Here is a 26,283-nt window from a genome sequence, read left to right as displayed (position 1 = left end):
CTCCCGTCGCGGGGGCGGCCCGCCGCGGTCAGGCCGCGCAGGTGGTGCCGGGCGCCGGCACCTTTCCGTTCAGCAGGTACGCGTCCACCGTGCGCGTCACGCACCCGTCGCCGCTCAGGTAGGCGCCGTGGCCCTCGCCCTCGTACGTCATGAGCACGCCGGTCTTGAGCTTGGCGTTGAGCGCGGTGGCCCACTCGTACGGCGTGGCCGGGTCGCCCTTGCCGCCGATGACCACGATGGGCGCCGAGCCGGTGGCGTCGATGCGCTTGGCCGCGTCGTCGCCGGGGGTGGGCCAGTGGCCGCAGGCGGTGGCGGTGCCGTCCGCCGACAGGATGGGGAAGATCTTCTTGATCTTGTCGTCCACCCGGGCCATGTCGGCGGCGGTCGGGCGTTCGGTGGTGTCGGCGCAGGTGATGGCCTGCAGGCTGGTCATCATGGTGGAGTAGGTGCCGTCGGGCCGCCGTCCGGTGTAGGCGTCGGCCAGGGCGAGCAGGGTGGCGCCGTCGCCCTTGATCCCGGCCGCGGCGGCCTGCTCCAGCACCGGCCAGGCGGACTTGGCGTACAGCGGGGTGATGACGGCGAGCTGGGCCAGGCCGTAGGTGAGCTGCCGGTCGCCGACCTTGAGCGGCTTGCTCCTGAGCCCGTCGAGCAGCTTCTCGACGGCGTTCTTCACGGCGGCCGGGTCCTGGCCGAGGTCGCAGGTCTGGGCCACGCAGTCCTTGGCGAACGCCTCGAAGGCGTGGGCGAAGCCGGTGGCCTGGGTGACGGCGCGCTGCTCGAAGGTGACCGTGGGGTCGAAGGCGCCGTCGAGGACGAAACGGCCGACGTTGGCGGGGAAACGGGTGGCGTAGACGGCGCCGAGGTGGGTGCCGTAGGAGAAGCCGAAGTAGTTGAGCCGCCGGTCGCCGAGCGCGGCCCTGATGCGGTCGAGGTCCTGGGCGGCGTTCACGGTGCCCACGTGGGGCAGGATCTTGCCCGAGTCCTTCTCGCAGGCGGCGGCGAACTTCTTCGACATGGCCTCGCCGTCGGCCCCCGCGGGCGCGGCGAGGAGGGCGTCGAGCTCGCCGCCGCACCTGACGCCCGCGCTGCGGTCGACGCCGCGGGGGTCGAAGCTGACGAGGTCGTAGCGGGTGCCCAGGCTGCCGAACGCCTTCGCGGCCTGGGCCAGCGTGTCGACGCCCGACCCGCCGGGCCCGCCGAAGTTGAAGACCAGCGAGCCGAGCGGGTCGCCGTCGGCCCTGATCCGGATCAGCGCCAGGTCGATCTTCTGGCCGCCGGGGTCGCCGTAGTCGAGCGGCACCGGTACGGCCCCGCACTGGACGGCCTCGTCCTTCGGCAGCGGCTTGCCGTCGGGCCCGGTCAGCCCGGTGCACGGGCTCCAGGCGACGGTGCCCTTGCCGGGCCCGGCCTGCTTCGCGGGCTCACCTGTGGTGCCGCAACCGGCGAGGACGGCGGCGCCCAGCAGGATCGTCAACATCGCCTTCTTCATGCTGACCAGCCTGCCGGGACGGTGTCCGCCCAGGTAGTGGAGGGAGACATGGGTTCCTGATGACTTCGGAGATGTCCGGAAGATGATGAATGTCAACCCCGGCGCGGGCGGCTGACGAACCACATGCCGAAGAGGCCGAAGCCGACCCCGGTGGCGCACGTCCAGATCCACCACGTGTTCTCGGGGGCCGGGCGGAAGATCAGCAGGACGATCAGGGCGACGGCCCACAGGGCGGTGCCGGCCCCGACGGCGGCCGTGTCGTTGGTCTTGATCGGCTCGGGATCGGGGCGCCACTGCTGCTTCACGTGTCCAGCCTAGCTTCCAATCGGGTCTCGATCCGATTGCGGACACTTTTCCCAGCTCACCACTACTGTCACTCTTCGGCGCGTGAGTGACATACGTAATGCAATAGACCGTTTCTTCGCAATCTCTGAACGAGGCTCCACGGTCTCCCGTGAGGTGCGCGGCGGCCTGGCCACGTTCTTCACGATGGCCTACATCGTGGTGCTGAACCCGATCATCCTCGCCTACGGCAAGGACATCGAGGGCCAGGTCATCGGTGACGGCACGACCCCGCAGGTGCCGCTGGTCGCCGCAGGCACGGCGTTCGTGGCCGGCGTCCTGACGATCATCATGGGCCTGGTCGGCCGGGTGCCGTTCGCGATGGCCGCCGGGCTCGGGCTGAACGCCTTCGTGACCTTCAACATCGCCACGATGATGACCTGGGAGGAGGCCATGGGCCTGGTCTTCCTCGAAGGCGTCATCATCGCGATCCTGGTGCTGACCGGCCTGCGGACGGCGGTGTTCCGCGCCATCCCGGCCCAGCTCAAGACCGCCATCAGCGTCGGCATCGGCCTGTTCATCGCGCTGATCGGCTTCGTGGACGCCGGTTTCGTGCGCAAGGCCGCGGGCACGCCGCTGGAGCTGGGCATCGGCGGCCAGCTCACCTCCTGGCCGGTGCTCGTGTTCATCGTGGGCCTGCTGGCCACGGCCGCCATGGTGGCGCGGAAGGTCAAGGGCGCGATCCTGATCGGCATCGTCGGCTCGACCGTGCTGGCGATCGTCGTCCAGACGCTGACCAAGCTGGACCGGGCCACGCCGGAGGCCCCCGGCGGCTGGCAGCTCAACGTCCCCGCCCTGCCCTCGGCCGACAAGATCTTCGGTTTCCACAACCCGCTGACGCTGTTCACGGAGTTCGACCCGATCGGCGCCTTCAGCCGGATCTCCGTGCTGCTGGCCGTGCTGTTCGTGTTCACCCTGCTCATCACCGACTTCTTCGACACGATGGGCACGATCGTCGGTGTGGGCCGCCAGGCGGGCCTGGTGCAGGCCGACGGCACGCTGCCGCGGACCAAGGAGATCCTGCTCGTCGACTCGATCGCCGCGGCGGCGGGCGGCGCCGGCTCGGTCTCGTCGAACACCACCTACATCGAGTCGGCCGCCGGCGTCGGGGAGGGCGCGCGGACCGGTCTGGCCAGCGTGGTCACCGGTGCGCTGTTCCTGATCGCCATCTTCTTCGCGCCGCTGGTCGCCGTCGTGCCCTACGAGGCCGCCACGCCCGCGCTGGTCGTCGTCGGCTTCCTCATGATGACCGCCATCCGCGACATCGACTGGGACGACTACGAGATCGCCATCCCGGCCTTCCTCACCATCGTCGTCATGCCGTTCACCTACTCCATCTCGAACGGCATCGGCGCCGGCTTCATCAGCTACGTGCTGGTCAAGGTCGTGCGGGGCAAGGCGCGCGAGGTCCACCCGCTCATGTGGGGCGTCACCGCGCTGTTCGTCCTGTACTTTGCGATCGGCCCGATCCGGGCCGCGATCGGTCTCTGACCTCGACGTCCAGGAGCCGCCCCGCGCATGTGGGGCGGCTTCGGGGTATCAAGGAGTGAGACGAACCTGACCTAGGGAAATATCTTGCCTTCGCATATAGTTAGCAAAGGTAATGAGACGTGCTAATGAACAACCAGCCCAAGATGGACCTGCGCAGCGACGCGGGCCTGGCCTCAGCCCTGCGCGTGTCGATGGCAAGGCTGACCAGGCGACTCCGGCGTCAGGCGGCGGCGCACTCGCTGACGCCCACCCAGTTCGCGACGCTCGCCGCCGTGGAACGGCATTCCGGGATAACCCCCGGCGAATTGGCCGAGCTAGAGAAGGTGCAACCGCCCTCGATGACGCGCGTGATCGCCGCGCTAGAGGAACGCGGCCTGGTCGCACGCACCCCGCACCCGACCGACCGGCGTCAGGTGACCGTGACCGTGACCGAGGCCGCCCAGACGTTGCTGAAGGAGGAACGCCGCCGCAAGGAGGCGTGGCTGACACAGCGGCTGAAGGAGCTCTCGCCGGAGGAGCGGTCGATCCTGCGGCAGGCGGCGCCGATCCTGGAGAAGCTCAGCAAGATATAGAGCCTGAGCAACCCAAGACCGGGATGTTCCGGTCGCTCAAGGTTCGCAACTATCGCATGTTCGCGGCAGGTGGCGCCGTCTCCAACGTCGGCACCTGGCTGCAGCGCACCGCCCAGGACTGGCTGGTGCTCGACCTGACCAAGGGCCCGCACGGCGCGGGCGGCAGCGCGGCGGCCCTCGGCCTGGCGACCGCCCTGCAGTTCCTGCCGATGTTGTTGTTCGGGCTCTTCGGCGGCGTGCTCGCCGACCGGTACCCCAAGCGGCCCATCCTCATCGCCGCCCAGTCGATGATGGCGGGGCTCGCGCTCACCATCGGCGTGCTGACCATGACCGGCGCCGCGCAGGTGTGGCACGTGTTCGTGATGGCGTTCCTGCTCGGCCTGATCTCCTGCGTCGAGGTGCCGACCAGGCAGGCGTTCGTGGTCGAGATGGTCGGACGGCAGGACCTGCCCAACGCCATCGCCCTGAACAGCTCCATCTTCAACCTCGCCCGCGTGGTGGGCCCCGCGCTGGCCGGCATCCTGATCTCCGTGCTGGGCGGCACCGGACCGATCTTCCTGATCAACGCGCTCACCTTCGGCGCGGTGATCTCCAGCCTGGTCTTCATGCGGAAGTCCGAGCTCAACCTGTCCGAGCCGGTGCCCAGGGCCAAGGGCCAGCTCAGGGAGGGCCTGCGGTACGTGCTGCGGCGCGAGGAACTTCTCATGCCGATACTGCTGATCGCCTTCGTGTCGATGTTCTCGCAGTCGTTCTCGATGTCGATCGCGCTGATGGCCCGCGAGGTGTTCGGCGCCGGGGCGTCGTCGTTCGGGCTGGCCTCCAGCATGTTCGCGGTGGGCGCGCTGGGCGGCGCGCTGCTGGCGGCGCGGCGGGCCAGACTCTCGCGCAAGGTGCTCTTCTCCGGGGCGATCGGGTTCGGGCTGTTCCAGGTGCTGACCGGGCTGGCCCCCTTCTACCCGGTCTATCTGCTGCTACTCGTCCCGACCGGCATCGCGTTGATCACCATCAACACGGCCGCGAACGCCAGCGTGCAGATCGCCACGTCCCCCGAGATGCGGGGCCGGGTCATGGGCATCTACATGCTGGTCTTCACCGGGGGAGCGCCCATCGGGGCGCCGCTGATCGGGTGGCTGTCGGAAGTGGGCGGGCCGCGTACGGGCGTGCTGCTGTCGGGCGTGCTCGTCCTGGTGGGCACCGGGCTCGCGGTGATGGTGACCAAGCTGATCGGCAACCGGATGGCCAGGCCGGCGCTGGCGATGGCGTGATCCGTCCCCGTCCGGGGACAATCGCATGACATGAGGCTCTTCGCGGCCGTGGTCCCGCCTGAGGAGGCGCTCGACGAGGTCGAGCGGGCCGTGGCGCCGTACGTCGGGCAGGTGCCGGGGCTGCGCTGGGCCGGCCGCCCCACCTGGCACGTCACGCTGGCCTTCTACGGCGAGGTGCCCGAACGGGCGCTGCCCGACCTCCAGGTGCGCCTGGAGCGGGCCGCCCACCGGCACACGGTGCTCGACGTGGCCCTCGCCGGGGCCGGTGCGTTCTCCTCGGCGCGGCGGGCCCGGGTGCTCTGGGCCGGGGTCGCGGGCGACCCCATGACCCGGCTGGCCGACTCGGCCCGCGCGGCCGGCCGCCGCGCGGGGGCCGTGCAGACCGACGAGAAACGGTTCCACGCCCATCTCACCCTGGCCAGGGCCCGGACGGACCTCGACCTCAGAGAGCTGGTGGAGTCGCTGGCCGGGTTCGCCGGGTCGCCGTGGCGGGCCGAGCGGCTGCACCTGTTCCGCAGCCACACCGGGCCTGCGGTGAGGTACGAGTCACTCGGCGATTGGGCGCTCGCACCGGTGAAGCAGGGCTAGGCTCCAGGGCGTGGACCGTCCTCGCCCCTGGCTGCTGCCCCTCGTGCTCGGCCTGCTGTTCCTGATCGTCCTTCTCGGCGCCCTGCTGACCTGAGCCGCCCCGAGCGGCCGGGCCCGTGGTCGTGCCGGGCCCGGCCGGTCACGCCGTCACCAGGCGTAGTCCTCCGGGGCGGTGCGGTGGCCGGGGAAGATCTCGTCGAGGCGGGCCAGGGTGGCCTCGTCCAGCTCGATCTCCAGCGTGCGCATGCTGCCTTCGAGCTGCTCCTGCGTGCGCGGGCCGATGATCGGGGCGGTCACCGCGCGCTGCCGCAGCAGCCAGGCCAGCGCCACGTACGCCGGGTCCTCGCCCAGCTCGTCGCAGAGCTTCTCGTACGCCTCGATCTTGTCCCGGTGCTTGTCCAGCTCCCGCACCATGGTGTCGGAGGCGGACCGGCCCTTGTCGATCTTGCGCAGGACGCCGCCGAGCAGGCCGCCGGCCAGCGGGCTCCACGGGATCACGCCGATGCCGTAGTCCTCGCAGGCGGGCAGCACCTCCAGCTCCACCGCCCGGGTGAGCAGGTTGTAGTGGCTCTGCTCGCTGGTCAGCCCGAACGTGCCGCGCCGCGCCGCCGTCTCCTGGGCCTTGGCGATGTGCCAGCCCGCGAAGTTGGACGAGCCCACGTAGATGACCTTGCCCTGCTGCCGCAGGACCTCCATGGCCTCCCAGAACTCCTCGAACGGCGTGTTCCGGTCGACGTGGTGGGCCTGGTAGATGTCGATGTAGTCGGTCTGCATGCGCTTCAGCGAGGCGTCGCAGGCCCGGCGGATGTTCAGCGCCGACAGGCGGCGCTCGTTGGGCCAGTCGCCCATGTCGCCGTAGAGCTTGGTCGCGATGACCGTGCGCTCGCGCCGGCCGCCGCCCTGCGCGAACCAGCGGCCCAGGATGTTCTCCGTGATGCCCTCGCCCTTCTTCCAGCCGTAGACGTTCGCGGTGTCGAAGAAGTTGATGCCCAGGTCGTGGGCCTTGTCCATGATCGCGAAGGAGTCTTCCTCCGAGGTCAGCGGGCCGAAGTTCATCGTGCCGAGGCAGAGCGGGCTCACCTGGAGGCCGCTGCGTCCGAGGTTGACATAGTCCATGGGGTCCACACTAAATACCTGGAGTGCGCTCCAGGCCATAGGGTGAGTTCATGATCTGCGCGGGGTCGTCGTGATCGTCCTGCTCCGCGCCGCGCTGCCGGTCTTCCTGGCGATGGTCACCGGCATGGCGGGCACGCTGGTGGTCACGTCCGTGCTCGGCAACCACGAGACGGTCGCGCTGGCCGCCTTCGCGGTGATGACCGCGGTGCTCAACCCGGCCACCGCCGCCGTGCAGGGCGCGCTGCGGGGGCTCGGGCCGTTCGTGGCGCCGTACCGGGACGATCCGGGCGCGGCGGTCCCTGTTGTACGGGACGCGCGCTGGCTGAGCCTGGTCATGGGCACGCTGGGGGCGCTCGCCGTGATCTGCGTGCCCGCGCTCGCGCGGATGAGCGGGGTGCCCGGCGAGGTGGTCGGCGAGCTGGGCCTGCTGCCCTGGTTCCTGGCCGCCTACCTGCTGGTCTTCGCCACGACCGGCGGCGCGAGCACGATCCTGGTGGCCCTCGGGCGCAGCCGTGACGTGTTGTGGCCCAGCCTCACCTTCGGCCTGCTGCTGAGCGTGCTGACCGCGGTGCTGGCGCCGCGGCTCGGCCTCGACGGCGTGGGCGTGGCCTGGGTGGTCGCCGGCGTGGTGGCCGCGGTCGTGGCGAGCCGCCTGCTGCGCAGGGCGCTCGGGCGGCCGATCGGTCAGGGGCGGCCCAGGGTGGCCGAGATCGTCCGGCTGGCCAGGGTCAGCGTGCCGCTGGCGGCGACCGTGCTGATCAAGTTCGGGGTGCTCGGCGTGGTCACGTTCGCCGCGGGCGCGACCGGCGCCCGCGACACCGCGGCGCACGCGGTGCTGACCACGCTCACCGGCCTCATCATGCTGGTCTCGCTGTCCGTCGCGCAGGCGTCGGTGCCCGAGGTGGCCCGCGCCGGCGACCCGGCCGGGGCGCGGCGGGCCAACCGCGCCGCCGCCCTGCTCGCCGTCGCCGGGACGCTGGCCGCGGCCCTGGTGCTGCTGCTGCTCGGCGAGCGGGTGCTCGGGCTGTTCACCGGCGACGCCGCCGTACGCGAGCGGGCCCTCGCGCTGCTGCCGCTGATGCTGGCGTCGTCGCTGGCCGACGCCGCGCAGGCGGTGCAGGGCATGGGGCTGACCGCGCTCAAGAGGTCCGGCGCGAGCCTGGCCTACTTCGTCCTCGGCTACGGCGCGCTCCTGGCGGCCGCCGTGCCGGTGGCACGGACGTGGGGCATCACCGGGCTCTGGGTGGCCATGGCGGCGGCCAACGGCCTGCTCCTGGTGCTCCAGGGAGCCGGGTTCCGCCGTCACAGCGCCCGCGTGGGCACGGCCGAGGCGGTGGCCTGAGCGTCCCGGGCGCAGCCGTGGGGCATGATGGCGAGGTGGGGGATGTCGTGTTCCGGGTCCTGGCCGCCGTGGCGGCGACGTTCGCGCTGTCGGCGGCTCCGGCGTGGGCCGACGACGACGGGCCGGAGAAGCTGTTCACGTTCAAGGATCGGAACATCACCGAGTCGAGCGGCCTGGCCGTGTCGCCCACGCACGAGAACGTCTTCTACACCCACAACGACAGCTCCGCCGCCCCCGTGTTCTACGCGGTCGGCGCCGACGGGCGGACGAAGGCCACCTTCCACCTGCGCGGCGCCGAGGCCAGGGACTGGGAGGCCATGGCCGCGACCAGGGACCCGGACACCGGGCAGGGCACGCTCTGGTTCGCCGACATCGGCGACAACCTCGACGGCGCCTGGCCCGACGTGTCGGTCTACAAGGTCGCCGAGCCGCGCACGCTCCGGGACGCCACGCTGCCGGCCACCCGCTACCGCTTCCGCTACGCCGGCGGCGGCCGCAACGCCGAGGGCATCATGATCAACCCGCGCACCGGCCGCCTGTACGTCGTGTCCAAGGAGTTCTCCGGGTCCGTCTACGCCGCGCCGAAGAAGCTCCGCACCGACAAGGTCAACATCCTGCGCCGGGTCGCCGCGGCCCCGATCATGGCCACGGACGCCGCCTACGCCCCCGACGGCTCCTCCTATGTCGTCCGCACGTACTTCTCGGCCACCCTCTACCGCCCGTCGGGGGAGACCCTGGCCAGGGTGCCCATGCCGGAGCTGCGGCAGGCCGAGTCGATCGCCTACACCGCCGACGGCAAGGCCCTGCTGGTCGGCTCGGAGGGCCCGGACAGCCCGGTCTACCGGGTGCCGCTGCCCGAGCGCGCCCAGGCCACGCGCACCCCCACGCCGAAGCCCGTCGCCGCCCAGGAGAGCGCGCGGCCGTCCGACACCGGCGAGCCGAGCGGCCTGACCGCCAAGGACGTGCTGATCTGGCTGGCCGCGGCCGCGGGCGCGACCGGGGTGATCACCTTCATCGCGCGCCGCACCCGGTGAGCCGTCAGGGGTGGCGCATGGTCGCGGTGAACATGTCGCCGCGCAGCGCGCGCTCGACCACCTCGATCGAGCGTGACAGGCGCACCAGCCGCGGCCCCTCCTCGCGGTAGGTGTCGAGCACGGCCTCGATGGCGTGCGGCGGCAGGTGGCCCTTGAGATCGACGGCCGCGCCGCGATAGCCCGCGCGGGCGGCCTCGACCGCCGACCGCACGTGATGCCTGGCCATGCTGGCCAGGGCCACCGGGTGCCGCCTCAGCACTTCGTAGGCCCGGTAGTCGGGCGGCACCGCGTCGAGCAGCCAGGCCACCGCCGAGGTCTCCCAGTCGGGGACGCTGGGCGGGCGGACCTCGGCGGGCCACTCTGGCGGGACGTACATGAAGGCCATCGTACTCATGTTCGATTCGCCCAGGTATGGCGGCAGGGTGGCCTTTACCAGGAAAATCAGGTGTGTGACGGAAAAGATCGGTGTCGTCGGCGCCGGGATCGTCGGACTGGCCGTGGCGCGCGAGCTGGCCGCCGCCCGTGGCGCCGAGGTGACCGTGCTGGACAAGGAGCCGCGCGTCGGCGCCCATCAGACCGGGCACAACAGCGGCGTCGTGCACGCCGGGATCTACTACCCGCCGGGGTCGCTCAAGGCCAGGCTGTGCCGGGAGGGCGTGGCGCTGCTCAAGGCGTACTGCGCCGAGCACGAGCTGCCCTACCGGGAGGTCGGCAAGCTGGTCGTGGCGAGCACGCGGGCCGAGCGCGCGCCGCTGCGCGCGCTGGCCGAGCGGGCGCGGGCCAACGGCGTGCCGGGCGTCGCCGAGCTGGACGGCCTCGGGCTGCGCGAGATCGAGCCGCACGCGGTCGGCGTCGCCGCGATCCACTCGCCGCACACGGCCATCGCCGACTTCCCCGCCGTCGCCCGCGCGCTCGCCCTCGACGTCGCCAGGACGGGCGGCTCGGTCCGCCTGTCGCACCCCGTACGGGCGATCCGCGAGACGTCGAGGGGCGTCGAGGTGCTGGCCGGGGGGCGGCGGTTCACCTTCGACCGGCTGGTGGTCTGCGGCGGCCTCGGCACGGACGCGGTCGCCAGGATGGCCGGGGCGGCGGGGGACGTGCGGATCGTGCCGTTCCGCGGCGAGTACTACGCGCTGGCCGGGGCGGCCAGGGAGCTGGTGCGCGGGCTGATCTACCCGGTGCCCGACCCGCGGTACCCGTTCCTGGGCGTGCATCTGACCAGGCACATCGACGACGAGGTCCTGGTGGGGCCGAACGCGGTGCTGGCCCTGGCTTACGAAGGCTACCGATGGCGAGATGTACGAAATTTCGGTCAAATTATGCGTTGGCCGGGGACACTTCGCATGGCTCGCACCCACTGGCGTACCGGGATCAAGGAGGTCTACGGCTCACTCGTCAAGAGCGCGTTCGTCCGGGCCGCCCGGCGGTACGTGCCCGAGCTCACCGCCGCCGACCTCGTCAGGACCGGCGGCGGCGTACGCGCCCAGGCCGTCGCCAGGGACGGCCGGCTGGTGGACGACTTCGTGGTCGACGTCCACGGGAGCGTGGTGCTGGTCCGCAACGCGCCCTCGCCCGCGGCGACGTCAAGTCTGGCAATTGCCCGGCATATTGCCGGAATTGTTCCAGCACTCTCCCGATGAGGGCATCCTTGGAGGTGATGGAATCACGCCTGCTGATCGTCGAGGACGACCCCAACATCCTCGAACTCCTCGCCGCGAGCCTGAGGTTCGCGGGCTTCGACGTGACCACGGCCAAGAGCGGCCTCGACGCCGTCAACGCCGTGCAACGGCACCGGCCCGACCTCGTCGTGCTCGACGTCATGCTGCCCGACCTGGACGGGTTCGAGATCGTCCGCCGGATGCGGAGCGGCGGGCTGCACACGCCCGTGGTGTTCCTGACCGCCCGCGACGAGACCGAGGACAAGATCCGCGGGCTCACGATCGGCGGCGACGACTACGTCACCAAGCCGTTCAGCCTGGAGGAGGTCGTGGCCAGGATCCACGCGGTGCTCCGGCGCACGAGCGGGGACGCGCAGGCCGCGCCGCCCAGGCTGACCTTCGCCGACATCGAGCTGGACGAGGAGAGCCACGAGGTCTGGCGCGGCGGCAACGCCGTCTCGCTCTCGCCGACCGAGTTCAAGCTGCTGCGCTACTTCATGACCAACGCCGGTCGCGTGCTGTCCAAGCCGCAGATCCTCGACCACGTCTGGGACTACGACTTCAGGGGCGAGGTGGGCATCGTGGAGTCGTACGTGTCCGTCCTGCGCCGGAAGATCGACAACCGTAGTCCCCGGCTCATCCACACCCTGCGGGGCGTCGGATACGTGCTGCGCCTGCCGCCGAGCCCCTGATGAGAGCCCTGCCGCTGAGGGTCAAGCTGATCGCGGCGATGCTGGCCCTGCTGGGCTGCGGCATGACCTTCGTCGGCCTGGTCAGCGTCTCGGTCCTGCACGGTTACCTCATGGACCGGGTGGACAGTCAGCTCAACCTGCTCAGCGTGCGCATGCACAAGAAGGTCGTCAGCGACTGGCGGCGGGACAGGGAGACCCCCGACCGCCCGATCCTCATCGAGTCCGACGCGATCGCGCTGGTCAAGGAGCCGGGTGAGGCGTTCGTCCCGATGCTGCGCGACCGCGACGTGGACGCCAAGCCCAAGCCCGTGCTGCGCGAGTCGCCCGGCGAGGACGCCTACACCGCGCCCGCCGCCGGCGGCGACGGCGAGTGGCGGGTGCTGCAGAGCGAGATCCAGCGGCGCACGCTGGTCGTCGCGGTGGACCTGGAGGAGGTGGACGCCATCACCCGGCGGCTCGTGCTGATCGAGCTGCTCGGCGGCGGCGGCATCCTGCTCATCCTGGCGGTCGCGGGCGTCACGATCGTGCGCCGCAGCATGCGGCCGCTCGGCCAGATCGAGCGCACGGCCGAGGCCATCGCGGGCGGTGAGCTCGGCCGCCGGGTGCCGGACGCCGACCCCCGCACCGAGGTGGGCCGCCTGGCCAGGTCGCTCAACGGCATGCTCGCGCAGATCGAGACCGCCTTCGCCGCGCGCTCGGCGTCGGAGGCGGCGGCCCGCCGCTCCGAGGACCGCATGCGCCAGTTCGTCGGCGACGCCTCCCACGAGCTGCGCACCCCGCTCACCTCCATCCGCGGCTTCGCCGAGTACGCCCGCCAGAACCCCGGCGCCGACCCCGCCGAGCTGATGCAGCGCGTGGAGAAGGCCGCCGGGCGCATGAGCCTGCTGGTGGACGACCTGCTGCTGCTGGCCAGGGTGGACCAGCAGCGCCCGCTCCAGATGCGCCCGGTGGACATGCTGGCCCTGGTCGCCGACGCCGTGCACGACGCCAGGATCCTCGCCCCCGACCGGACGGTGAAGCTGGACGTGGTCGGCGGCGCGGCGCTCATCGTCTCCGGCGACGAGGTGCGCCTGCGGCAGGTCATCAGCAACCTCATGACCAACGCCATCGTGCACACCGAGCCCGGCACGCCCATCGTCGTCCGGGCCGGGGCGACCGACGACACCGTCTTCACCGAGGTCGCCGACAGCGGCCCCGGCCTGCCGCCCGAGCAGGTCGAGCGGGTCTTCGAACGCTTCTACCGCGCCGACTCCGCGCGCAGCCGCCGTCGCTCCTCCGAGGACCGCGGCAGCGGGCTCGGCCTGGCCATCGTGCAGGCGCTCGTCCAGGCCCACGGCGGGACCGTGACGCTGACCAGCTCGCCCGAGGAGGGCTCCACCTTCCGGGTCGAACTCCCACTCGCCTTGGAGTGAGCCTTCAGCTAACCCTCAGGTGGCTGGGTCACCCTGGAATCGTGACAAAACCCGAGCTCCGCGAGGTCCGCGAGGCGCTGATCATGGTGGTGGACGACGAGCCCAGCATCAGGGACCTGCTCTCCGCCAGCCTGCGCTTCTCCGGATTCGAGGTGCTGACCGCCGCCGACGGGCAGGAGGCCGTCGAGGTCGCCGAACGCGCCGCGCCCGACCTGGTGGTGCTCGACGTCATGCTGCCCGACCTGGACGGGTTCGAGGTGGCCAGGCGGATCGACGCGCCCGTGCTGTTCCTCACCGCCCGGGACGCCACCGAGGACAAGATCGCCGGTCTCCGGGTGGGCGACGACTACGTCACCAAGCCGTTCAGCCTGGAGGAGGTGCAGGCCAGGATCCGGGCGGTGCTGCGCCGTACCAGGACGGAGGGGGCGCCGGCCAGCCGGCTGAAGGTGGCCGACCTGGAGCTGGACGAGGACGCCCGCGAGGTCTGGCGGGCCGGCCGCCAGGTGCGGCTGTCCCCGACGGAGTTCAAGCTGCTGCACTACTTCATGGTCAACGCCGGCCGCGTGTTGTCGAAGGCGCAGATCCTCGACCACGTGTGGAACTACGACTTCGGCGGCGACGCCGGCGTCGTCGAGTCGTACGTCTCCTACCTGCGGCGCAAGGTGGACGACGTCGAGCCCCGCCTGATCCACACGCTGCGCAGCGTCGGGTACGTGCTCAGGGAGCCGCCGCCCGCCGGTTGATCCCCGCCGCGCGGCCCCGGCCGGTGGACCGTCCCGGGCGCTCACCGTAGCGTGGACCTGCGGGCGCGAGGTGTCGAGCGGCGTACCGCGGGAAGCGGGGTTGGCACCTATGGATCTGCTGGGGGCGTTGGAGTCGTTGCGCCGCCCGCTCGACCGCGAGCTGTTCCCGCTGGCGATCGGCGAGGCCGCGGTGGACCGGCGTGCCCTGCGCGAGCTGGCCGGGCAGCTCGACGACTACCTGCTGCCGCGGCTGCGGGCGATCGACGCGCCGCTGCTCGCCGTCGTCGGCGGGTCCACCGGGGCGGGCAAGTCCACGCTGGTCAACTCGCTGGTGGGGGCCGACGTGGCCGAGCCCGGCGTGCTGCGGCCCACCACGCTGGTGCCCACGCTCGTCGTCAACCCGGCCGACCGCGACTGGTTCACGGGCCAGAATGTGCTGCCCGGCCTGTCCCGCGCCACCGGCGACTCCGGTGGCGGCGGCGCGGGCGCGTTGCGCGTGGTCGCCTCCGACGCGCTGGGCGCCGGGCTGGCGCTGCTCGACGCCCCCGACATCGACTCCGTGGTCACCTCCAACCGGGAGCTGGCCGCGCAGCTCCTCGCCGCCGCCGATCTGTGGCTGTTCGTCACCACCGCCGCCCGGTACGCCGACGAGGTGCCCTGGAGCTTCCTGCGCTCGGCCCGCGAACGCAGCACGGCCCTGGCCGTCGTCCTCGACCGGATCGCGCCCGAGGCCGTCGAGCCCGTCTCGCGCGACCTCGACCGGCTCCTGGTGGAGAACGGCCTGCCGGGCACCCGGCTGTTCACCGTGCCCGAGGCCGCGCTGCCCGACGAGAAGGCGCGGCTGCCGGAGGAGTCGGTGCGGCCCATCGTCTCCTGGCTCACGGGGCTGGCCGCCGACGCCGCCGAGCGGTCCCGGGTCGTCCGCCAGACGTTGTCGGGCGCCCTGGACAGCCTGGACACCCGCGTCCCCGCGCTGGCCACGGCCGTCGAACGCCAGCAGGCCGGCTTCGACGGGCTGCGGACGATCGTGACCGGCGCGTACGCGGGCGGCATGGCCGACTTCGACGAGGGCATGCGCGACGGCTCCCTGCTGCGCGGCGAGGTGCTGGCCCGCTGGCAGGACTTCATCGGCACCGGCGACCTCATGCGTTCCCTGGAGAGCCGGGTGGGGTGGCTGCGTGACCGGATCGTCGGCTTCTTCACCGGCCGCGCCCCCGCCGTCGAGCTCAAGGACGCCCTGGAGAGCGGCGTCGAGTCGCTGATCAGGGGCGCGGCCGACGGCGCCGCCGAACGCGCGCTCGAGGGGTGGTCGGCCGCGCCGGGCGGTGGCGGGCTGCTCGACCGGCTCGGCGCCATGGAGGCCGCGCGGCTCGGCCGGGCCTCTCCCGACCTGGCCGGACGGGCCGAGGCGGCGGTGCGCGGCTGGCAGGAGTTCGTCCTCGACCTCGTCCGCGAGGAGGGGGCGGAGAAACGCACCACCGCCCGGCTGGCCTCGTTCGGCGTCAACGGGGCGGGGCTGCTGCTCATGCTGGCCGTGTTCGCCTCGACCGGCGGGCTCACCGGGATCGAGGTCGGCATCGCGGGCGGCACGAGCGTGTTGTCGCAGAAGCTGCTGGAGGCGGTCTTCGGCGACCAGGCCGTGCGCTCGCTGACCACGCGGGCCCGCGAGGACCTGCGCGAACGGGTGCGGGTGCTGCTGGCGGAGGAGGCCGCCCGCTTCACCGACCGGCTGGAGACCGTCGAACCGCCCAGGGGCACGGCCGACGCCCTGCGCGCGGCGGCCCGCGCCGTCCACGACCACCGCGCCGAACTCCCCGCCGCCTCCGCCCCGACGGCGGAACTCCCTGTTCCCCCGGCTCCCCCCGCTCCCACGGCCGAGTCGCCCGCTCGCGACCGCTCGGAGGGGCCGTGAAGCTGCTGCGCCGCAAGGAGGGGCCCTCGCTCGACTCCCGGCTGGCCGCCCTGCTGGAGGCCGCCGAGCTGGCCGAAGGACGCCTCCCCGAGCAGGACGTGTCCGCCGCGCGTTCCGTCGCCGAACGGGCCGGCGCCCGCCGCAGCCTCTCCGTCGACCACACCGTGGCCGCGCTCGCCGGCGCGACCGGCAGCGGCAAGTCCTCGCTCTACAACGCCCTGGCCGGCGAGGATCTGGCCGCCGTGGGCGTCACCAGGCCGACGACGTCCACCGCCCAGGCCGCCCTGTGGGACGGCCACGGAGCCGGCCCGCTGCTGGACTGGCTGGACGTCCCGCGCCGCCACTCCGCCGCCGAGGCGCCCGGGATGTCGGGTCTCGTCCTCCTCGACCTTCCCGACCACGACTCCATCCGGCTCTCCCACCGCCTTGAGGTGGACCGCCTGGTGGCGCTGGTGGACCTGCTCGTCTGGGTCGTGGACCCGCAGAAGTACGCCGACGCCGCGCTGCACGAACGCTACCTGCGCCCGCTGGCCGGGCACCGCGACGTGATGCTGGTGGTGCTCAACCAGGTGGACCGCCTGCCTGCACAGGCTGTGGACCGCTGCGTGGCCGACCTGCGCCGCCTCCTGGAGGAGGACGGGCTGGCGGGCGTGCCGGTGCTGCCGGTGTCCGCCAGGACCGGGGCGGGCCTGCCGGAGCTGCGCGCGGTGCTCGCCGACCGGGTCGCCGAGCGCGAGTCGTGGGCCGCCCGCCTGGCCGCCGACGTCACGGCCGCCGCCGGTCACCTGGCCGCGGACGGCGCGCGGCCGGACCCCGGCGACCGGCGGGCGGCCGGGCTGGACCGGCGGCTCACGGGCGCGCTCTCCCAGGCCGCCGGGGTGCCGCTGGTCCTGGAGGCCGTGGCCAAGGGGCACCGGCACCGCGCCGTGGTCGCCACCGGCTGGCCGGTCACCCGCTGGTTGCGCAGGTTCCGTCCCGACCCGTTGCGCAGGCTCAGGATCGGGGTGGGCAAGCCGGGCAAGGAGATCGTGGGGCGTACGTCGGTGCCGGCGGCGTCGGCCGTACAGCGGGCGCAGGTCGAGACGGCGATCAGGGACGTCGGCGAGGCGGCCGCCGCGGACCTGCCCGGCCCGTGGGCGGCGGCGGTGCGGCAGGCCGCGCGCTCGCGCTCCCCGGAGCTGGCCGACGCGGTGGACCGGGCCGTGGGCCGCACCACCGCCGGTACGACCCGCAGGCCGCGGTGGTGGCGGATGGTGAACGTGCTGCAGTGGCTGGTCTTCGCCGTCATGGTGGCGGGCGCGTTGTGGCTGGGCGTGCTGTTCGGGATGGACTACCTGCGCCTGCCGCAGCCGCCGCTCCCGACCGTGGGCGCGGTGCCGTGGCCGACCGTGCTGCTGGCGGGCGGCGCGCTGGCGGGGGTGGTGATCGCCTTGTTGTCCAGGCTGGCCGCGTGGGCGGGCGGGCGGCGCCGGGCCAGACGTACGGCCCGCGCCCTGCGCGCCGCCATCGGCGAGGTCGCCGGGAACTACGTGCTGGACCCCGTGACGGCCGAGCTCGACCGCTACGCCCGCTTCACCGAGGCCGTCACCACAGCCCGCTCCTGACCGCCGTAACGCCCGCTCCACCGAGGCCCGCTCCTGACCGCCGTCACGCCCTCCTCCGGCCGAGCAGGGGGACCGCGAGCAGTGCGCCCAGCAGGGCGGCCGCCCCCACCAGCCGCGCCGCCGGCGAGGACGCCCACGTACGGGCCCCGTACCCGGCCGCCCCCGCGATGCCGCCCAGCGAGAGCGCCGCCACCAGCACTCCGGTGGCGGCGGGCACGCCACGGGCGGCCGACAGCGCGGGCACCCCCACCTGCAACGCCCCGATGGTCCCGCCGAGCAGCAGCACCACGGCCAGCAGCACCGGCATCCGGCGGTCCGCGAAGACCCGCCCGCCCTCCCGCACGGACGCCGCCCCGCCCGCCCGCAACGCCCGCGAGAACGCCAGCGTGCCCGCCCCCGCCGCCACCGCCACCGCCCCCAGCGCCAGCGAGGCCGAGGCCACCGCGATCACCAGCCCGAACAGCAGCGGCCCCACTAGCATGGCCAGCTCCTGCACCAGGTAGACCAGGCTGTAGACCGCCGTGCGGGCGCCGTCGGAAACCCGCCGCCCCCACTCGACGCGCATGCTCACCGAGATCGGCGGCAGCCCGGCCCCGGCGACCCAGGCCAGCACCACGGACGTCCACACCGGCCACCCGGCCGCCGCCGCCGCGACGAGCGCGATCAACGCGACGACGTGCAGGAACGCCGTCGCCGCGAGCACCGGCCGCGGCCCGCGCCGGTCCATGAGCCGCCCCTGGACGGGCCTGCCCATGCCCGCGCCCACCGAGAACGCCGCCGCGCACGTGCCCGCCAGCGCCAGCGACCCGGTCGCGTCCTGCACGACCAGCACCATCCCCACGGGCGCGACCTGCTGGGTGAGCTGGGACAGGAAGCCGGACACGGACTGCGCCCCGACCCCGGGCAGCCGGAACAGGTCCCGATACGGCATGTCCCTCCCCATACGCCCACGCCAACCCGCAAGATCGCCCTCCAGCGGCGCCCGGGATCGGCGGGGCGGTCAGTCGGAGGTGAGGGAGGCGGCGACCGTGCGCAACGTCGACAACAGCGGCCGGAGCAGGGGGTGGGCGTCGGCCCCGCGGCGGATCGCGGCGAAGACGCGGCGGTCGGGCCCCGGCGTCTGGCGCACCACCACCCCGGACAGCGCCATGTCCCGCAACGCGAGCCGCGGCACGAGCGCCACCCCCGCGCCCGCCCCCACCAGCGCCACCACGGCCCGGAAGTCGTCGGAGCAGTGGACGACGTTGGGCGTGAACCCCACCTGCTGGCACGCGAACGTGATGACGTCGTGCACGGGATTGCCCGGATAGGGACCGATCCAGGTGTCGGCGGCGAGCGACACCAGCGTGGCCGACCCCGCCTCCGGATGCCCCTCGGGCAGGACCAGGTCGAACGGCTCGGCGTACAGCGGGATGCGCGACAGCCGGCGGTCGGCGGCGTCGGGGCCGCCCCGGTACTCGACCGTCACCGCCAGGTCGGCCCCGCCGTCGAGCAGCATGGCCAGGCTGTGGTCGCCCTCGGCGTCGAGCACCCGGACCTGCAGGCGGGGCGCGGTGGCGCGCAGGGCGGCGATGGCGGGGGAGAGCACGGCGCTGATGGCGGTGGCGAAGCAGGCCACGGCCACCTCGCCGGCCTCGCCGGTGGCGTACGCGGCCACCTCGGCCTCGGCGCGTTCGAGCTGGGCCAGGACCTCGTTGGCGTGCCCCACCATGATCTTGCCCACGGCGGTGAGGTGCACGCCCCGGCCGTCACGCGTGAACAGCCGGTGGCCCACCTCGTGCTCCAGCGCCACGAGCTGCTGGGAGACCGCCGACGGGGTCAGGTGGAGCGCCGCCGCGGCGGCGGTGACCGTGCCGTGGTCGGCCACCGCCCGCAGTGTGCGCAGCCGCCGCGTGTCAATCACGCAGCGAGGATACTCAACCCTGGCGTGCTTGGACGAAAGCCGCCACGGCCCGGTCGACGTCCTCGGTGGAGTGGGCGGCCGAGAGCTGCACCCGGATCCTGGCCTGGCCGTGCGGCACCACCGGGTAGGAGAAGCCGATCACGTAGACGCCCAGGTCGAGGAGGCGTTCGGCCATGGCCCCCGCCTCGGCGGCGTCGCCGATCATCACGGGCACGATCGGGTGCTCGCCGGGCAGGATGTCGAACCCGGCCTTGGTCATCTCGCTGCGGAAGCGCGCGGTGTTCGAGCGCAGCCGCTCGCGGGCCTCGCCGGAGGTCTCCAGCAGGTCGAGGATGCGCAGCGAGGCCGAGGCGATGACCGGGGCGAGGGAGTTGGAGAACAGGTACGGCCGCGACCGCTGGCGCAGCAGCTCGCAGACCTCCTTGCGGGCCGAGACGTAGCCGCCGCTGGCCCCGCCGAGCGCCTTGCCCAGGGTGCCGGTGATGATGTCGACCCGGTCGGTGACGCCGTGCAGCTCGGGCGTGCCGCGGCCGGTGGGGCCGACGAAGCCGACGGCGTGGGAGTCGTCCACCATGACCATGGCGTCGTAGCGGTCGGCCAGGTCGCAGATCTCGCGCAGCGGGGCGAGGTAGCCGTCCATGGAGAAGACGCCGTCGGTGACGATCAGACGCCGCCGGGCGTCGGACGCCTCCTTGAGCCTGGCCTCCAGCTCGGCCATGTCGCGGTTGGCGTAGCGGAAGCGCTGGGCCTTGGACAGGCGGATGCCGTCGATGATGCTCGCGTGGTTGAGGGCGTCGGAGATGACCGCGTCCTGGGCGTCGAGCAGGGTCTCGAACACGCCGCCGTTGGCGTCGAAGCACGAGCTGTAGAGGACGGTGTCCTCCATGCCCAGGAAGTCCGACAGGCGGGATTCGAGCTCCTTGTGCACCTCCTGGGTGCCGCAGATGAACCGTACGGAGGCCATGCCGAAGCCCCAGCGGTCGAGCGCCTGCTTGGCCGCCTCGACCACCTCGGGGTGGTCGGCCAGGCCCAGGTAGTTGTTGGCGCAGAAGTTCAGCACCTCGCGCCCGGCCACGCCGACCTGGGAGCTCTGCGGGGTGGTGATCACCCGCTCGGGCTTCAGCAGCCCGGCCTCGGTGATCTCGTCGAGCGTCGCACGCAGCTGCTCGCGCACGTTCGTGAACATCAAGCGCTCCAATCGAGGATGACCTTGCCCGTACGGCCGCTCGCGGCCGTGTCGAAGGCGGCGTCGAAGTCGTGGTACGGGAACCGATCGGTGATCACGGGGGAGAGGTCGAGACCCTTTTCCAGCAGGACTGACATGTTGTACCAGGTCTCGTACATCTCCCGGCCGTAAATGCCCTTGATGGTGAGCATCGAGGTCACCACGGTGGCCCAGTCGACGGCGAACTCCTCGGCGGGAAGACCGAGCATCGCGATCTTCCCTCCGTGCGTCATGTTCGCGATCATGTCACGCATGGCCCCAGGGTTACCGGACATCTCAAGCCCGACGTCGAAGCCCTCCCGCAGGTGGAGCTGGCGCATGCCTTCGTCGATCGTCGCCCTGGAGACGTTGAGCGCGAGCGTGACGCCGAGCTTGCCGGCCAGGTCGAGGCGCTCGTCGCTGACGTCGGTGATCATCACGTTGCGCGCGCCGACGTGCGTGGCGACGGCCGCCGCCATCAGCCCGATCGGGCCTGCGCCGGTGATCAGCACGTCCTCACCGACCAGGGGGAAGGACAGCGCGGTGTGCACGGCGTTGCCGAACGGGTCGAAGATGGCCGCCACGTCGGGATGAACGGGAACCCGGTGCACCCACACGTTCGAGGCGGGCAGCGTGACGAACTCGGCGAACGCGCCGTCCCTGTTGACGCCGAGGCCGACCGTGTTGCGGCACAGGTGACGGCGTCCGGCCATGCAGTTGCGGCACTTGCCGCAGACGATGTGGCCCTCGCCGCTCACCAGGTCGCCGACGGCGATGTCCTCCACGCCGGGCGCGACCTCGACCACGTGGCCGGAGAACTCGTGCCCGACGACGAGCGGGAGCTTCAGCGTGTGCCGCGCCCAGTCGTCATATTTGCGGATGTGCAGGTCGGTGCCACAGATGCCGGTACGCAGCACCCGGATCTTCACCTCGCCTGGCCCGACCTCGGGCTCCGGCACGTCCACCAGCCAAAGGCCGGGCTCGGCCTTCTGCTTGACCAGCGCTTTCATCGCTTCACTTCCCCCTGTTCCGAACCTAACGCACTGTGCCCGCTCCCCTCGGAACATGTCCATCGAGGGATTCTTAAGTGCCCCCACAGCTCAGCTTCACGCGGCAGCGGGACCAGGCACAATTACGAAATAAGCTTGAAGATGACCTGCCCGGCGACTCGGAGGTATCGGTGCGACAGCAGAGCGGCGACGCCTCGCTTCTGCGCAAGCTCAACTCGGCGGCCATCCTGCGCGTGCTGCGCGAGGCCGACGTGGCCACGCTGTCGGAGCTGGCCAGGTCCGCCCGGGTGTCCAGGCCGACGGCCGAGGTCATCGTCGACGACCTGGTCACCGAGGGCTGGGCGGAGGAGTGCGAGGAGGAGGCCGGCGACCGCCAGCGAGGACGCCCGGCCAAACGCTTCCGGTTCCGCGCCTCCGCGGGGCACGTGCTGGGCGTCGGCATCGGCGGTTCCAGCCTGCGCGCCATGCTGGCCGACCTGAACGGCACGATCGCCGTCACCCGCCGCGCGCCCAACCACCGCGACATGCCCGCCGCCGAGCGGCTCGACCAGATCGTCGGACTCGCCACGGAGACCGCCGCCCAGGCCGGGCTGGCGCTGGCGGACGTCACCGTCGTCGGCGTGGGCACCACCGGCACGGTCGACGGCTCCGGGCGCGTCGTCAAGAGCATCGCCCTGTCCGACTGGACCGGCCTCGACCTGCAGGGCGAGCTGTCGGCCCGGATCCCCGCGCCGGTGCTGGTCGAGAACGACATGCGCCTGGCCGTCCTGGCCGAGCACTGGCGGGGCGCCGCGCAGGGCCGCGACGACGTCGTCTACCTGTTCACCGGCGACCGCATCGGCATGGGCCTGCTCATCGGCGGCCGGCCGTACCGGGGGGCGCACGCGGCGGGCGGGGAGATCGGGGCCCAGCCGAACAACAACTGGACCGCCTTCCGGTACGTCCTGGACTACGCGATGGCCGTCGAGCCGGGCGAGCTGCGCTCCAGCCGGCAGTGCGCCGAGTTCGCCATCGCCCGGGCCCGCGCCGGCGACGAGCGGGCGGGCCAGGCGGTCAGGGAGTTCGCGCGCGGCCTGGCCGCCGGGCTCGTCACGGTGGTCAACCCGCTCGACCCGGACATGGTGGTCATCGGCGGCAGCCTGTCCTCGGCCGGAGACCTGCTGGTCGAGCCGGTACGCGAGCTGTTCGAGGAGTACTGCCTCTACCCGCCGGAGGTGGTGGCGTCGGGGCTGGGCAGCGAGTGCATCACGCTGGGCGCCGTCCGGTTTGCCCTCGATCAGGCAGATCGTCTGCTCTTTACGTAGCCAACTTGGCTAATTAGATAACCGTTCTGTCACAGACATGTCGCTGTGCGACATCGATCCAGCAAGCATGCTCAGATCTGATCGCTTTAACCTAGTTATTTGCATAAATCGGTACTAGCCTCCAGCCATCCCGACCCGACTGGAGGTGAGCGTGTGGCCGCTGTCACCCTGCTTGAGCGGCTGAAGCGCGACTGGACGCTGCTGGCCCTGTGCCTGCCCGGCGTCCTGTACTTCGTGGCCTTCTTCTACGTGCCGCTGCTCGGCAACGTCATCGCCTTCAAGGACTACGCGCCGTTCCTCGGCATCGCGGGCAGCCCCTGGGTGGGCCTGGACAACTTCGTGATGCTGCTGGAGGAGCCGGAGTTCTGGAGCGCGGTCGGCAACACCCTGCAGATCACGGCGCTCCAGCTCGTCCTGTACTTCCCGGCCCCGATCGCGCTCGCGCTCCTGCTGAACTCCCTGATCGGCCACCGCGTCAAGCGGTTCATCCAGACCGTCGTCTACCTGCCGCACTTCCTGTCGTGGGTGGTCGTGGTGGCGATGTTCCAGCAGGTCATCGGCGGCGCCGGCACGGTCAGCTCGTTCCTGAACTCGCACGGCATCACCATCGGCAACCTGATGTCGAACGCGGACACGTTCAAGCTGCTCGTGACGGCCCAGGTCATCTGGAAGGACTGCGGCTGGGGCACGATCATCTTCCTGGCCGCGATCACCGCGATCGACATGAGCCAGTACGAGGCCGCTGCCATCGACGGCGCCGACTGGAAGCGCCGCCTGTGGCACGTCACGCTGCCCGGCATCCGCTCGGTCATCCTCATGATGCTCATCCTGCGCCTGGGCGACATCCTGTCCGTCGGCTTCGAGCAGATGGTCCTGCAACGGGAGGCCGTGGGCGCCGGAGCGGCCGAGGTCATCGACACCTACGTCTACTACCACGGCATCCGTGACGGCGACTGGGGCATGAGCACCGCCGCCGGCCTCATGAAGGGCCTCATCGGCGCGGCGCTCATCTACGCGGCCAACAAGCTCGCGCACCGCTTCGGAGAGCAGGGGATCTATCGATGAGGCCGCCGTGGATGGAACGCCCGACCATCGCCGGGCGCACGCTCAAGTTCGTCGTGCTGACCGCGATCACCGTGGCCGTGCTGTACCCGTTCGGGCTGGCCGTCGGCACCAGCCTGATGGGCCGCGCCGAGAGCATCGCCAACGGCGGCAGCTACGTGCTCTGGCCCTCGCACCCGACCTTCGAGGCGTACTCGCTGATCCTGTCCGGCGGCGCGGTCACCCGGTCGGTGCTGATCAGCATCGGCATCACGCTCACCGGCACCGCGCTCAGCCTGATCTGCACGGTCTTCCTCGGCTACGCGCTGTCGCGGCGCGGCATGCTCGGCGGCAAGCCGATCCTGCTCATGGTGCTGGCCACGTTCCTGTTCACGCCGGGCATGATCCCGAGCTACCTCATGGTCAAGGAACTCGGCATGATCGACACCTACCAGTCGCTCATCGTGCCGGTGCTGGTCAACGCGTTCAACGTGGTCGTGGTCAGGTCGTTCTTCCAGAACCTGCCCGAGGAGCTGTTCGAGGCGGCCCGCATGGACGGGTGCGGCGAGTTCCGGATGATGTGGCGGATCGCGATCCCGCTGTCCAAGGCGGTGATCGCCGTCGTCGGCCTGTTCTACGCGGTCTCGTACTGGAACACGTTCTTCACCGCGATCCTCTACATCAACGACCAGACCAAGCACCCCATCCAGGTCGTGCTGCGGCAGTTCATCTTCCGCGGCACCTCGGCCACGGGCTCAGACGTCGCGATCGTGCGTGACCTGCCCGCCTCGTCGGTGCAGATGGCGGTGCTCATCATCGCGCTCGTGCCGATCCTGCTCGCCTACCCCTTCCTCCAGAAGTACTTCACCAAGGGCGTCCTCACCGGCGCCATCAAGGGCTGAGAACCCGGGAGCAACCATGTCATCCATCATGTCCCGTCGTGGATTCCTCGGACTCGCGCTCGCCGGCGCCACGGTCGCCGGGCTCGCGGCCTGCGGCGGCGAGAGCGGCCCCGCAGGCGTGAAGAAGGGCGGCGCGGATCTGTCGAAGAAGCTGACGCTGCCGACGTACACCGCCGCCAAGATCCCCACACCCGACCTGCCGATCGACGCCGGCCAGGACCCCGCGTACCTGAAGTACCCGAGCGAGCTGGTCAAGTCGGTCGCCACCGCCCCGGGCGACGGCCAGAAGATCACCTCGCTCACCCAGACGTGGGACGTCGCGCCGCCCGCCCCCGGTCAGAACACCTACCTGCAGGAGCTGAGCAAGGCCCTGGGCTCCGAGTGGAGCATGAACATCGTCGTGGGCGACGGCTACCCCGACAAGTTCAACGCCATCATCGCCAGCGACGACCTGCCCGACCTGGTCTGGTTCCCGCCGAACCAGGGCCTGCAGCGGGTGCCCGAGCTGCTGGCGGCCAAGTTCCACGACCTGACGTCGTACCTGAGCGGCGACGCGATCAAGAAGTACCCGAACCTGGCCAACCTGGGCGACGTGACCTGGAAGTCCGCGGTCACCGACGGGAAGCTGTACGGCGTGGCGGTCGCCTACAGCCGCTTCGGCCAGGTGTTCCTGGTCAACCAGGACTACTGGCAGCCGGTCGGCGGCACCGAGTTCACCGGCGCCGACGACTTCCTGGCCAAGGCCAAGCAGCTGCTCGACGTGAAGAAGAACAAGTACCCGCTCGAACCGAGCTACTACAACCACGTGCACATGTTCAGCCACTGGTACGGCGCCCCCAACACCTGGAAGCTGACCGGCGGCAAGCTGATCCACCAGTTCGAGACGCCCGAGTACCAGGCGGCGCTGGAGCTGGCGGTCAAGTGCTTCAAGGCCAACCTGTTCTGGCCCGACCCCGCCCTGCCCACCATCAAGGACAAGGTCGCCAACGGCCAGATCGGCGCGTACGTCGAGTCGTTCCCCGGCTTCCTCAACGACGCCAAGACCCAGAAGTACAACCTGGGCGCGATCGTGCCGTTCGCGGCGACGCCGTCGTCCAAGCCGGTCTACAACGCCGGGCTCGGCTCGGTGGGCTTCACCTCGATCAGCAAGAAGGTGGCCGCCAAGCGCATCGAGACCCTGCTCGGCGTGCTCAACTACCTGGCCGCCCCGTTCGGCACGGAGGAGTACGAGCGCGTCAACTTCGGCGTCGAGGGCACCCACTTCACCAAGAAGGACGGCGACCTCGCCTTCACCGACAAGGGCAAGGCCGAGGTGCCCACCACGCAGCAGCCGCTCTCGTTCGTGATCGGGTCGCCGTCCGCGCTGTTCCTGCCCGGCCAGCCCGAGCGCACCAAGCTCATCCACGACTTCGAGACCAAGATCGCTCCTATGCTTCAGGAGCGCGTCACCACCGGCCACTTCTCCGACACCTACACCCAGAAGAACGGCGAGCTGAGCACCATGGGCAAGGACATGGTCGACGACATCGTCACCGGGCGTAAGTCGATGTCGGACTGGCCGGCCTTCGTCAAGAAGTGGCTGGGCAGGGGCGGCGAGGCGATGCGGGCCGAGTACGAGGCCTCCATCGCCAAGGGCTGATCGTTCTACCGTTTGAAAGG

Annotated in this window: 24 protein-coding genes; 16 read left to right on the top strand and 8 right to left on the bottom strand. The window is 71.5% G+C overall.

The window, feature by feature from the left end; translation table 11 throughout:
• Positions 1–28 precede the first annotated feature (28 nt).
• Positions 29–1,489 carry an alpha/beta hydrolase gene (locus tag ACFYUV_RS46240; protein ID WP_387681300.1) on the bottom strand — a complete coding sequence of 487 codons (1,461 nt, stop codon included), beginning with the start codon at positions 1,487–1,489 and terminating at the stop codon, positions 29–31.
• A gap of 92 nt (positions 1,490–1,581) precedes the next feature.
• Positions 1,582–1,794 carry a DUF2530 domain-containing protein gene (locus ACFYUV_RS46235; protein WP_358298770.1) on the bottom strand — a complete coding sequence of 71 codons (213 nt, stop codon included), beginning with the start codon at positions 1,792–1,794 and terminating at the stop codon, positions 1,582–1,584.
• 154 nt (positions 1,795–1,948) lie between these two features.
• Between ACFYUV_RS46235 and ACFYUV_RS46230 the strand changes: the two genes are divergently transcribed.
• The 4 genes from ACFYUV_RS46230 to thpR all read left to right on the top strand — a co-directional run bounded on the left by ACFYUV_RS46230 (position 1,949) and on the right by thpR (position 5,747).
• Positions 1,949–3,322, top strand: a complete 1,374-nt coding sequence (locus ACFYUV_RS46230; protein WP_387681297.1) for an NCS2 family permease — start codon at positions 1,949–1,951, stop codon at positions 3,320–3,322.
• Between the two features lie 125 nt (positions 3,323–3,447).
• Positions 3,448–3,894 carry a MarR family transcriptional regulator gene (locus ACFYUV_RS46225; RefSeq protein ID WP_357696577.1) on the top strand — a complete coding sequence of 149 codons (447 nt, stop codon included), beginning with the start codon at positions 3,448–3,450 and terminating at the stop codon, positions 3,892–3,894.
• Positions 3,895–3,950: 56 nt separating this feature from the next.
• A complete protein-coding gene (locus tag ACFYUV_RS46220) occupies positions 3,951–5,159 on the top strand; it encodes an MFS transporter (protein ID WP_387681294.1) in 1,209 nt (402 codons plus the stop codon).
• A gap of 30 nt (positions 5,160–5,189) precedes the next feature.
• Positions 5,190–5,747 carry an RNA 2',3'-cyclic phosphodiesterase gene (thpR, locus tag ACFYUV_RS46215; RefSeq protein ID WP_387681292.1) on the top strand — a complete coding sequence of 186 codons (558 nt, stop codon included), beginning with the start codon at positions 5,190–5,192 and terminating at the stop codon, positions 5,745–5,747.
• Positions 5,748–5,894: 147 nt separating this feature from the next.
• Here thpR and ACFYUV_RS46210 read toward each other — a convergent pair whose 3' ends face one another.
• Positions 5,895–6,863: an aldo/keto reductase gene (locus ACFYUV_RS46210; protein ID WP_387681289.1), complete on the bottom strand. Its 969-nt coding sequence runs from the start codon at positions 6,861–6,863 to the stop codon at positions 5,895–5,897.
• Positions 6,864–6,933: 70 nt separating this feature from the next.
• Here ACFYUV_RS46210 and ACFYUV_RS46205 point away from each other — a divergent pair, with 70 nt between their 5' ends.
• Both ACFYUV_RS46205 and ACFYUV_RS46200 read left to right on the top strand, forming a co-directional pair.
• Positions 6,934–8,205: an MATE family efflux transporter gene (locus ACFYUV_RS46205; RefSeq protein ID WP_387681286.1), complete on the top strand. Its 1,272-nt coding sequence runs from the start codon at positions 6,934–6,936 to the stop codon at positions 8,203–8,205.
• Between the two features lie 35 nt (positions 8,206–8,240).
• Positions 8,241–9,239 (top strand): hypothetical protein, encoded by a 999-nt coding sequence (locus ACFYUV_RS46200; RefSeq protein WP_387681284.1) that lies wholly within the window; start codon positions 8,241–8,243, stop codon positions 9,237–9,239.
• 4 nt (positions 9,240–9,243) lie between these two features.
• Here ACFYUV_RS46200 and ACFYUV_RS46195 read toward each other — a convergent pair whose 3' ends face one another.
• Positions 9,244–9,615 (bottom strand): hypothetical protein, encoded by a 372-nt coding sequence (locus ACFYUV_RS46195; RefSeq protein WP_358298784.1) that lies wholly within the window; start codon positions 9,613–9,615, stop codon positions 9,244–9,246.
• A 16-nt stretch (positions 9,616–9,631) separates the two neighbouring features.
• On the opposite strand from ACFYUV_RS46195, the gene lhgO reads away from it, so the two are divergent.
• The 6 genes from lhgO to ACFYUV_RS46165 all read left to right on the top strand — a co-directional run bounded on the left by lhgO (position 9,632) and on the right by ACFYUV_RS46165 (position 17,260).
• Positions 9,632–10,879, top strand: a complete 1,248-nt coding sequence (gene lhgO / locus ACFYUV_RS46190) for an L-2-hydroxyglutarate oxidase (RefSeq protein ID WP_387681281.1) — start codon at positions 9,632–9,634, stop codon at positions 10,877–10,879.
• Between the two features lie 17 nt (positions 10,880–10,896).
• On the top strand, positions 10,897–11,589 hold the full coding sequence (locus tag ACFYUV_RS46185) for a response regulator transcription factor (protein WP_352361663.1): 693 nt from the start codon (positions 10,897–10,899) through the stop codon (positions 11,587–11,589).
• Positions 11,589–13,001 carry a sensor histidine kinase gene (locus ACFYUV_RS46180; RefSeq protein ID WP_387681278.1) on the top strand — a complete coding sequence of 471 codons (1,413 nt, stop codon included), beginning with the start codon at positions 11,589–11,591 and terminating at the stop codon, positions 12,999–13,001. The genes ACFYUV_RS46185 and ACFYUV_RS46180 overlap by 1 nt, the downstream gene beginning before the upstream one ends.
• 83 nt (positions 13,002–13,084) lie before the next feature.
• Positions 13,085–13,744 carry a response regulator transcription factor gene (locus ACFYUV_RS46175; protein WP_352361783.1) on the top strand — a complete coding sequence of 220 codons (660 nt, stop codon included), beginning with the start codon at positions 13,085–13,087 and terminating at the stop codon, positions 13,742–13,744.
• Between the two features lie 109 nt (positions 13,745–13,853).
• A complete protein-coding gene (locus tag ACFYUV_RS46170) occupies positions 13,854–15,656 on the top strand; it encodes an ABC transporter (RefSeq protein ID WP_387681275.1) in 1,803 nt (600 codons plus the stop codon).
• A complete protein-coding gene (locus ACFYUV_RS46165; RefSeq protein ID WP_387681273.1) occupies positions 15,653–17,260 on the top strand; it encodes a GTPase in 1,608 nt (535 codons plus the stop codon). Before ACFYUV_RS46170 ends, ACFYUV_RS46165 begins: the two co-directional genes overlap by 4 nt.
• A 43-nt stretch (positions 17,261–17,303) precedes the next feature.
• On the opposite strand, the gene ACFYUV_RS46160 is transcribed toward ACFYUV_RS46165, so the two are convergent.
• The 4 genes from ACFYUV_RS46160 to tdh form a co-directional block, all read right to left on the bottom strand.
• Positions 17,304–18,191: an MFS transporter gene (locus ACFYUV_RS46160; protein ID WP_387681270.1), complete on the bottom strand. Its 888-nt coding sequence runs from the start codon at positions 18,189–18,191 to the stop codon at positions 17,304–17,306.
• 69 nt (positions 18,192–18,260) lie between these two features.
• Entirely contained in the window at positions 18,261–19,163 is a 903-nt protein-coding gene (locus ACFYUV_RS46155; RefSeq protein WP_387681267.1) for a LysR family transcriptional regulator, read from the bottom strand.
• Positions 19,164–19,176: 13 nt separating this feature from the next.
• Positions 19,177–20,349: a glycine C-acetyltransferase gene (locus tag ACFYUV_RS46150; protein WP_387681264.1), complete on the bottom strand. Its 1,173-nt coding sequence runs from the start codon at positions 20,347–20,349 to the stop codon at positions 19,177–19,179.
• Positions 20,349–21,377 (bottom strand): L-threonine 3-dehydrogenase, encoded by a 1,029-nt coding sequence (tdh, locus tag ACFYUV_RS46145; protein WP_387681261.1) that lies wholly within the window; start codon positions 21,375–21,377, stop codon positions 20,349–20,351. The genes ACFYUV_RS46150 and tdh overlap by 1 nt, the downstream gene beginning before the upstream one ends.
• Positions 21,378–21,547: 170 nt before the next feature.
• Between tdh and ACFYUV_RS46140 the strand changes: the two genes are divergently transcribed.
• From ACFYUV_RS46140 to ACFYUV_RS46125, 4 genes are all read left to right on the top strand, one after another.
• Positions 21,548–22,681 carry an ROK family protein gene (locus ACFYUV_RS46140; RefSeq protein ID WP_387681259.1) on the top strand — a complete coding sequence of 378 codons (1,134 nt, stop codon included), beginning with the start codon at positions 21,548–21,550 and terminating at the stop codon, positions 22,679–22,681.
• A gap of 153 nt (positions 22,682–22,834) precedes the next feature.
• Positions 22,835–23,746 (top strand): ABC transporter permease subunit, encoded by a 912-nt coding sequence (locus ACFYUV_RS46135; protein WP_357976243.1) that lies wholly within the window; start codon positions 22,835–22,837, stop codon positions 23,744–23,746.
• Positions 23,747–23,757: 11 nt separating this feature from the next.
• On the top strand, positions 23,758–24,624 hold the full coding sequence (locus ACFYUV_RS46130; protein ID WP_352325035.1) for a carbohydrate ABC transporter permease: 867 nt from the start codon (positions 23,758–23,760) through the stop codon (positions 24,622–24,624).
• 16 nt (positions 24,625–24,640) lie between these two features.
• Entirely contained in the window at positions 24,641–26,263 is a 1,623-nt protein-coding gene (locus ACFYUV_RS46125) for a hypothetical protein (RefSeq protein ID WP_387681256.1), read from the top strand.
• Positions 26,264–26,283: the final 20 nt, after the last annotated feature.

Source organism: Nonomuraea sp. NPDC003560, assembly GCF_042878785.1.
In the GTDB taxonomy this organism is placed as follows: Bacteria; Actinomycetota; Actinomycetes; order Streptosporangiales; family Streptosporangiaceae; genus Nonomuraea.
This window is presented reverse-complemented; position numbering and strand designations above follow the sequence as displayed.

Coding starts and splice junctions, on each gene's coding strand:
- thpR (WP_387681292.1), top strand. CDS start 5,190: ATGAGGCTCTTCGCGGCCGTGGTCCCGCCTGAGGAGGCGCTCGACGAG.
- lhgO (WP_387681281.1), top strand. CDS start 9,632: ATGTTCGATTCGCCCAGGTATGGCGGCAGGGTGGCCTTTACCAGGAAA.
- ACFYUV_RS46170 (WP_387681275.1), top strand. CDS start 13,854: ATGGATCTGCTGGGGGCGTTGGAGTCGTTGCGCCGCCCGCTCGACCGC.
- ACFYUV_RS46130 (WP_352325035.1), top strand. CDS start 23,758: ATGGAACGCCCGACCATCGCCGGGCGCACGCTCAAGTTCGTCGTGCTG.
- ACFYUV_RS46150 (WP_387681264.1), bottom strand. CDS start 20,349: ATGTTCACGAACGTGCGCGAGCAGCTGCGTGCGACGCTCGACGAGATC.
- ACFYUV_RS46180 (WP_387681278.1), top strand. CDS start 11,589: ATGAGAGCCCTGCCGCTGAGGGTCAAGCTGATCGCGGCGATGCTGGCC.
- ACFYUV_RS46220 (WP_387681294.1), top strand. CDS start 3,951: ATGTTCGCGGCAGGTGGCGCCGTCTCCAACGTCGGCACCTGGCTGCAG.
- ACFYUV_RS46195 (WP_358298784.1), bottom strand. CDS start 9,615: ATGTACGTCCCGCCAGAGTGGCCCGCCGAGGTCCGCCCGCCCAGCGTC.
- tdh (WP_387681261.1), bottom strand. CDS start 21,377: ATGAAAGCGCTGGTCAAGCAGAAGGCCGAGCCCGGCCTTTGGCTGGTG.
- ACFYUV_RS46125 (WP_387681256.1), top strand. CDS start 24,641: ATGTCATCCATCATGTCCCGTCGTGGATTCCTCGGACTCGCGCTCGCC.
- ACFYUV_RS46175 (WP_352361783.1), top strand. CDS start 13,085: ATGGTGGTGGACGACGAGCCCAGCATCAGGGACCTGCTCTCCGCCAGC.
- ACFYUV_RS46240 (WP_387681300.1), bottom strand. CDS start 1,489: ATGAAGAAGGCGATGTTGACGATCCTGCTGGGCGCCGCCGTCCTCGCC.
- ACFYUV_RS46160 (WP_387681270.1), bottom strand. CDS start 18,191: ATGCCGTATCGGGACCTGTTCCGGCTGCCCGGGGTCGGGGCGCAGTCC.
- ACFYUV_RS46185 (WP_352361663.1), top strand. CDS start 10,897: ATGGAATCACGCCTGCTGATCGTCGAGGACGACCCCAACATCCTCGAA.
- ACFYUV_RS46210 (WP_387681289.1), bottom strand. CDS start 6,863: ATGGACTATGTCAACCTCGGACGCAGCGGCCTCCAGGTGAGCCCGCTC.
- ACFYUV_RS46225 (WP_357696577.1), top strand. CDS start 3,448: ATGAACAACCAGCCCAAGATGGACCTGCGCAGCGACGCGGGCCTGGCC.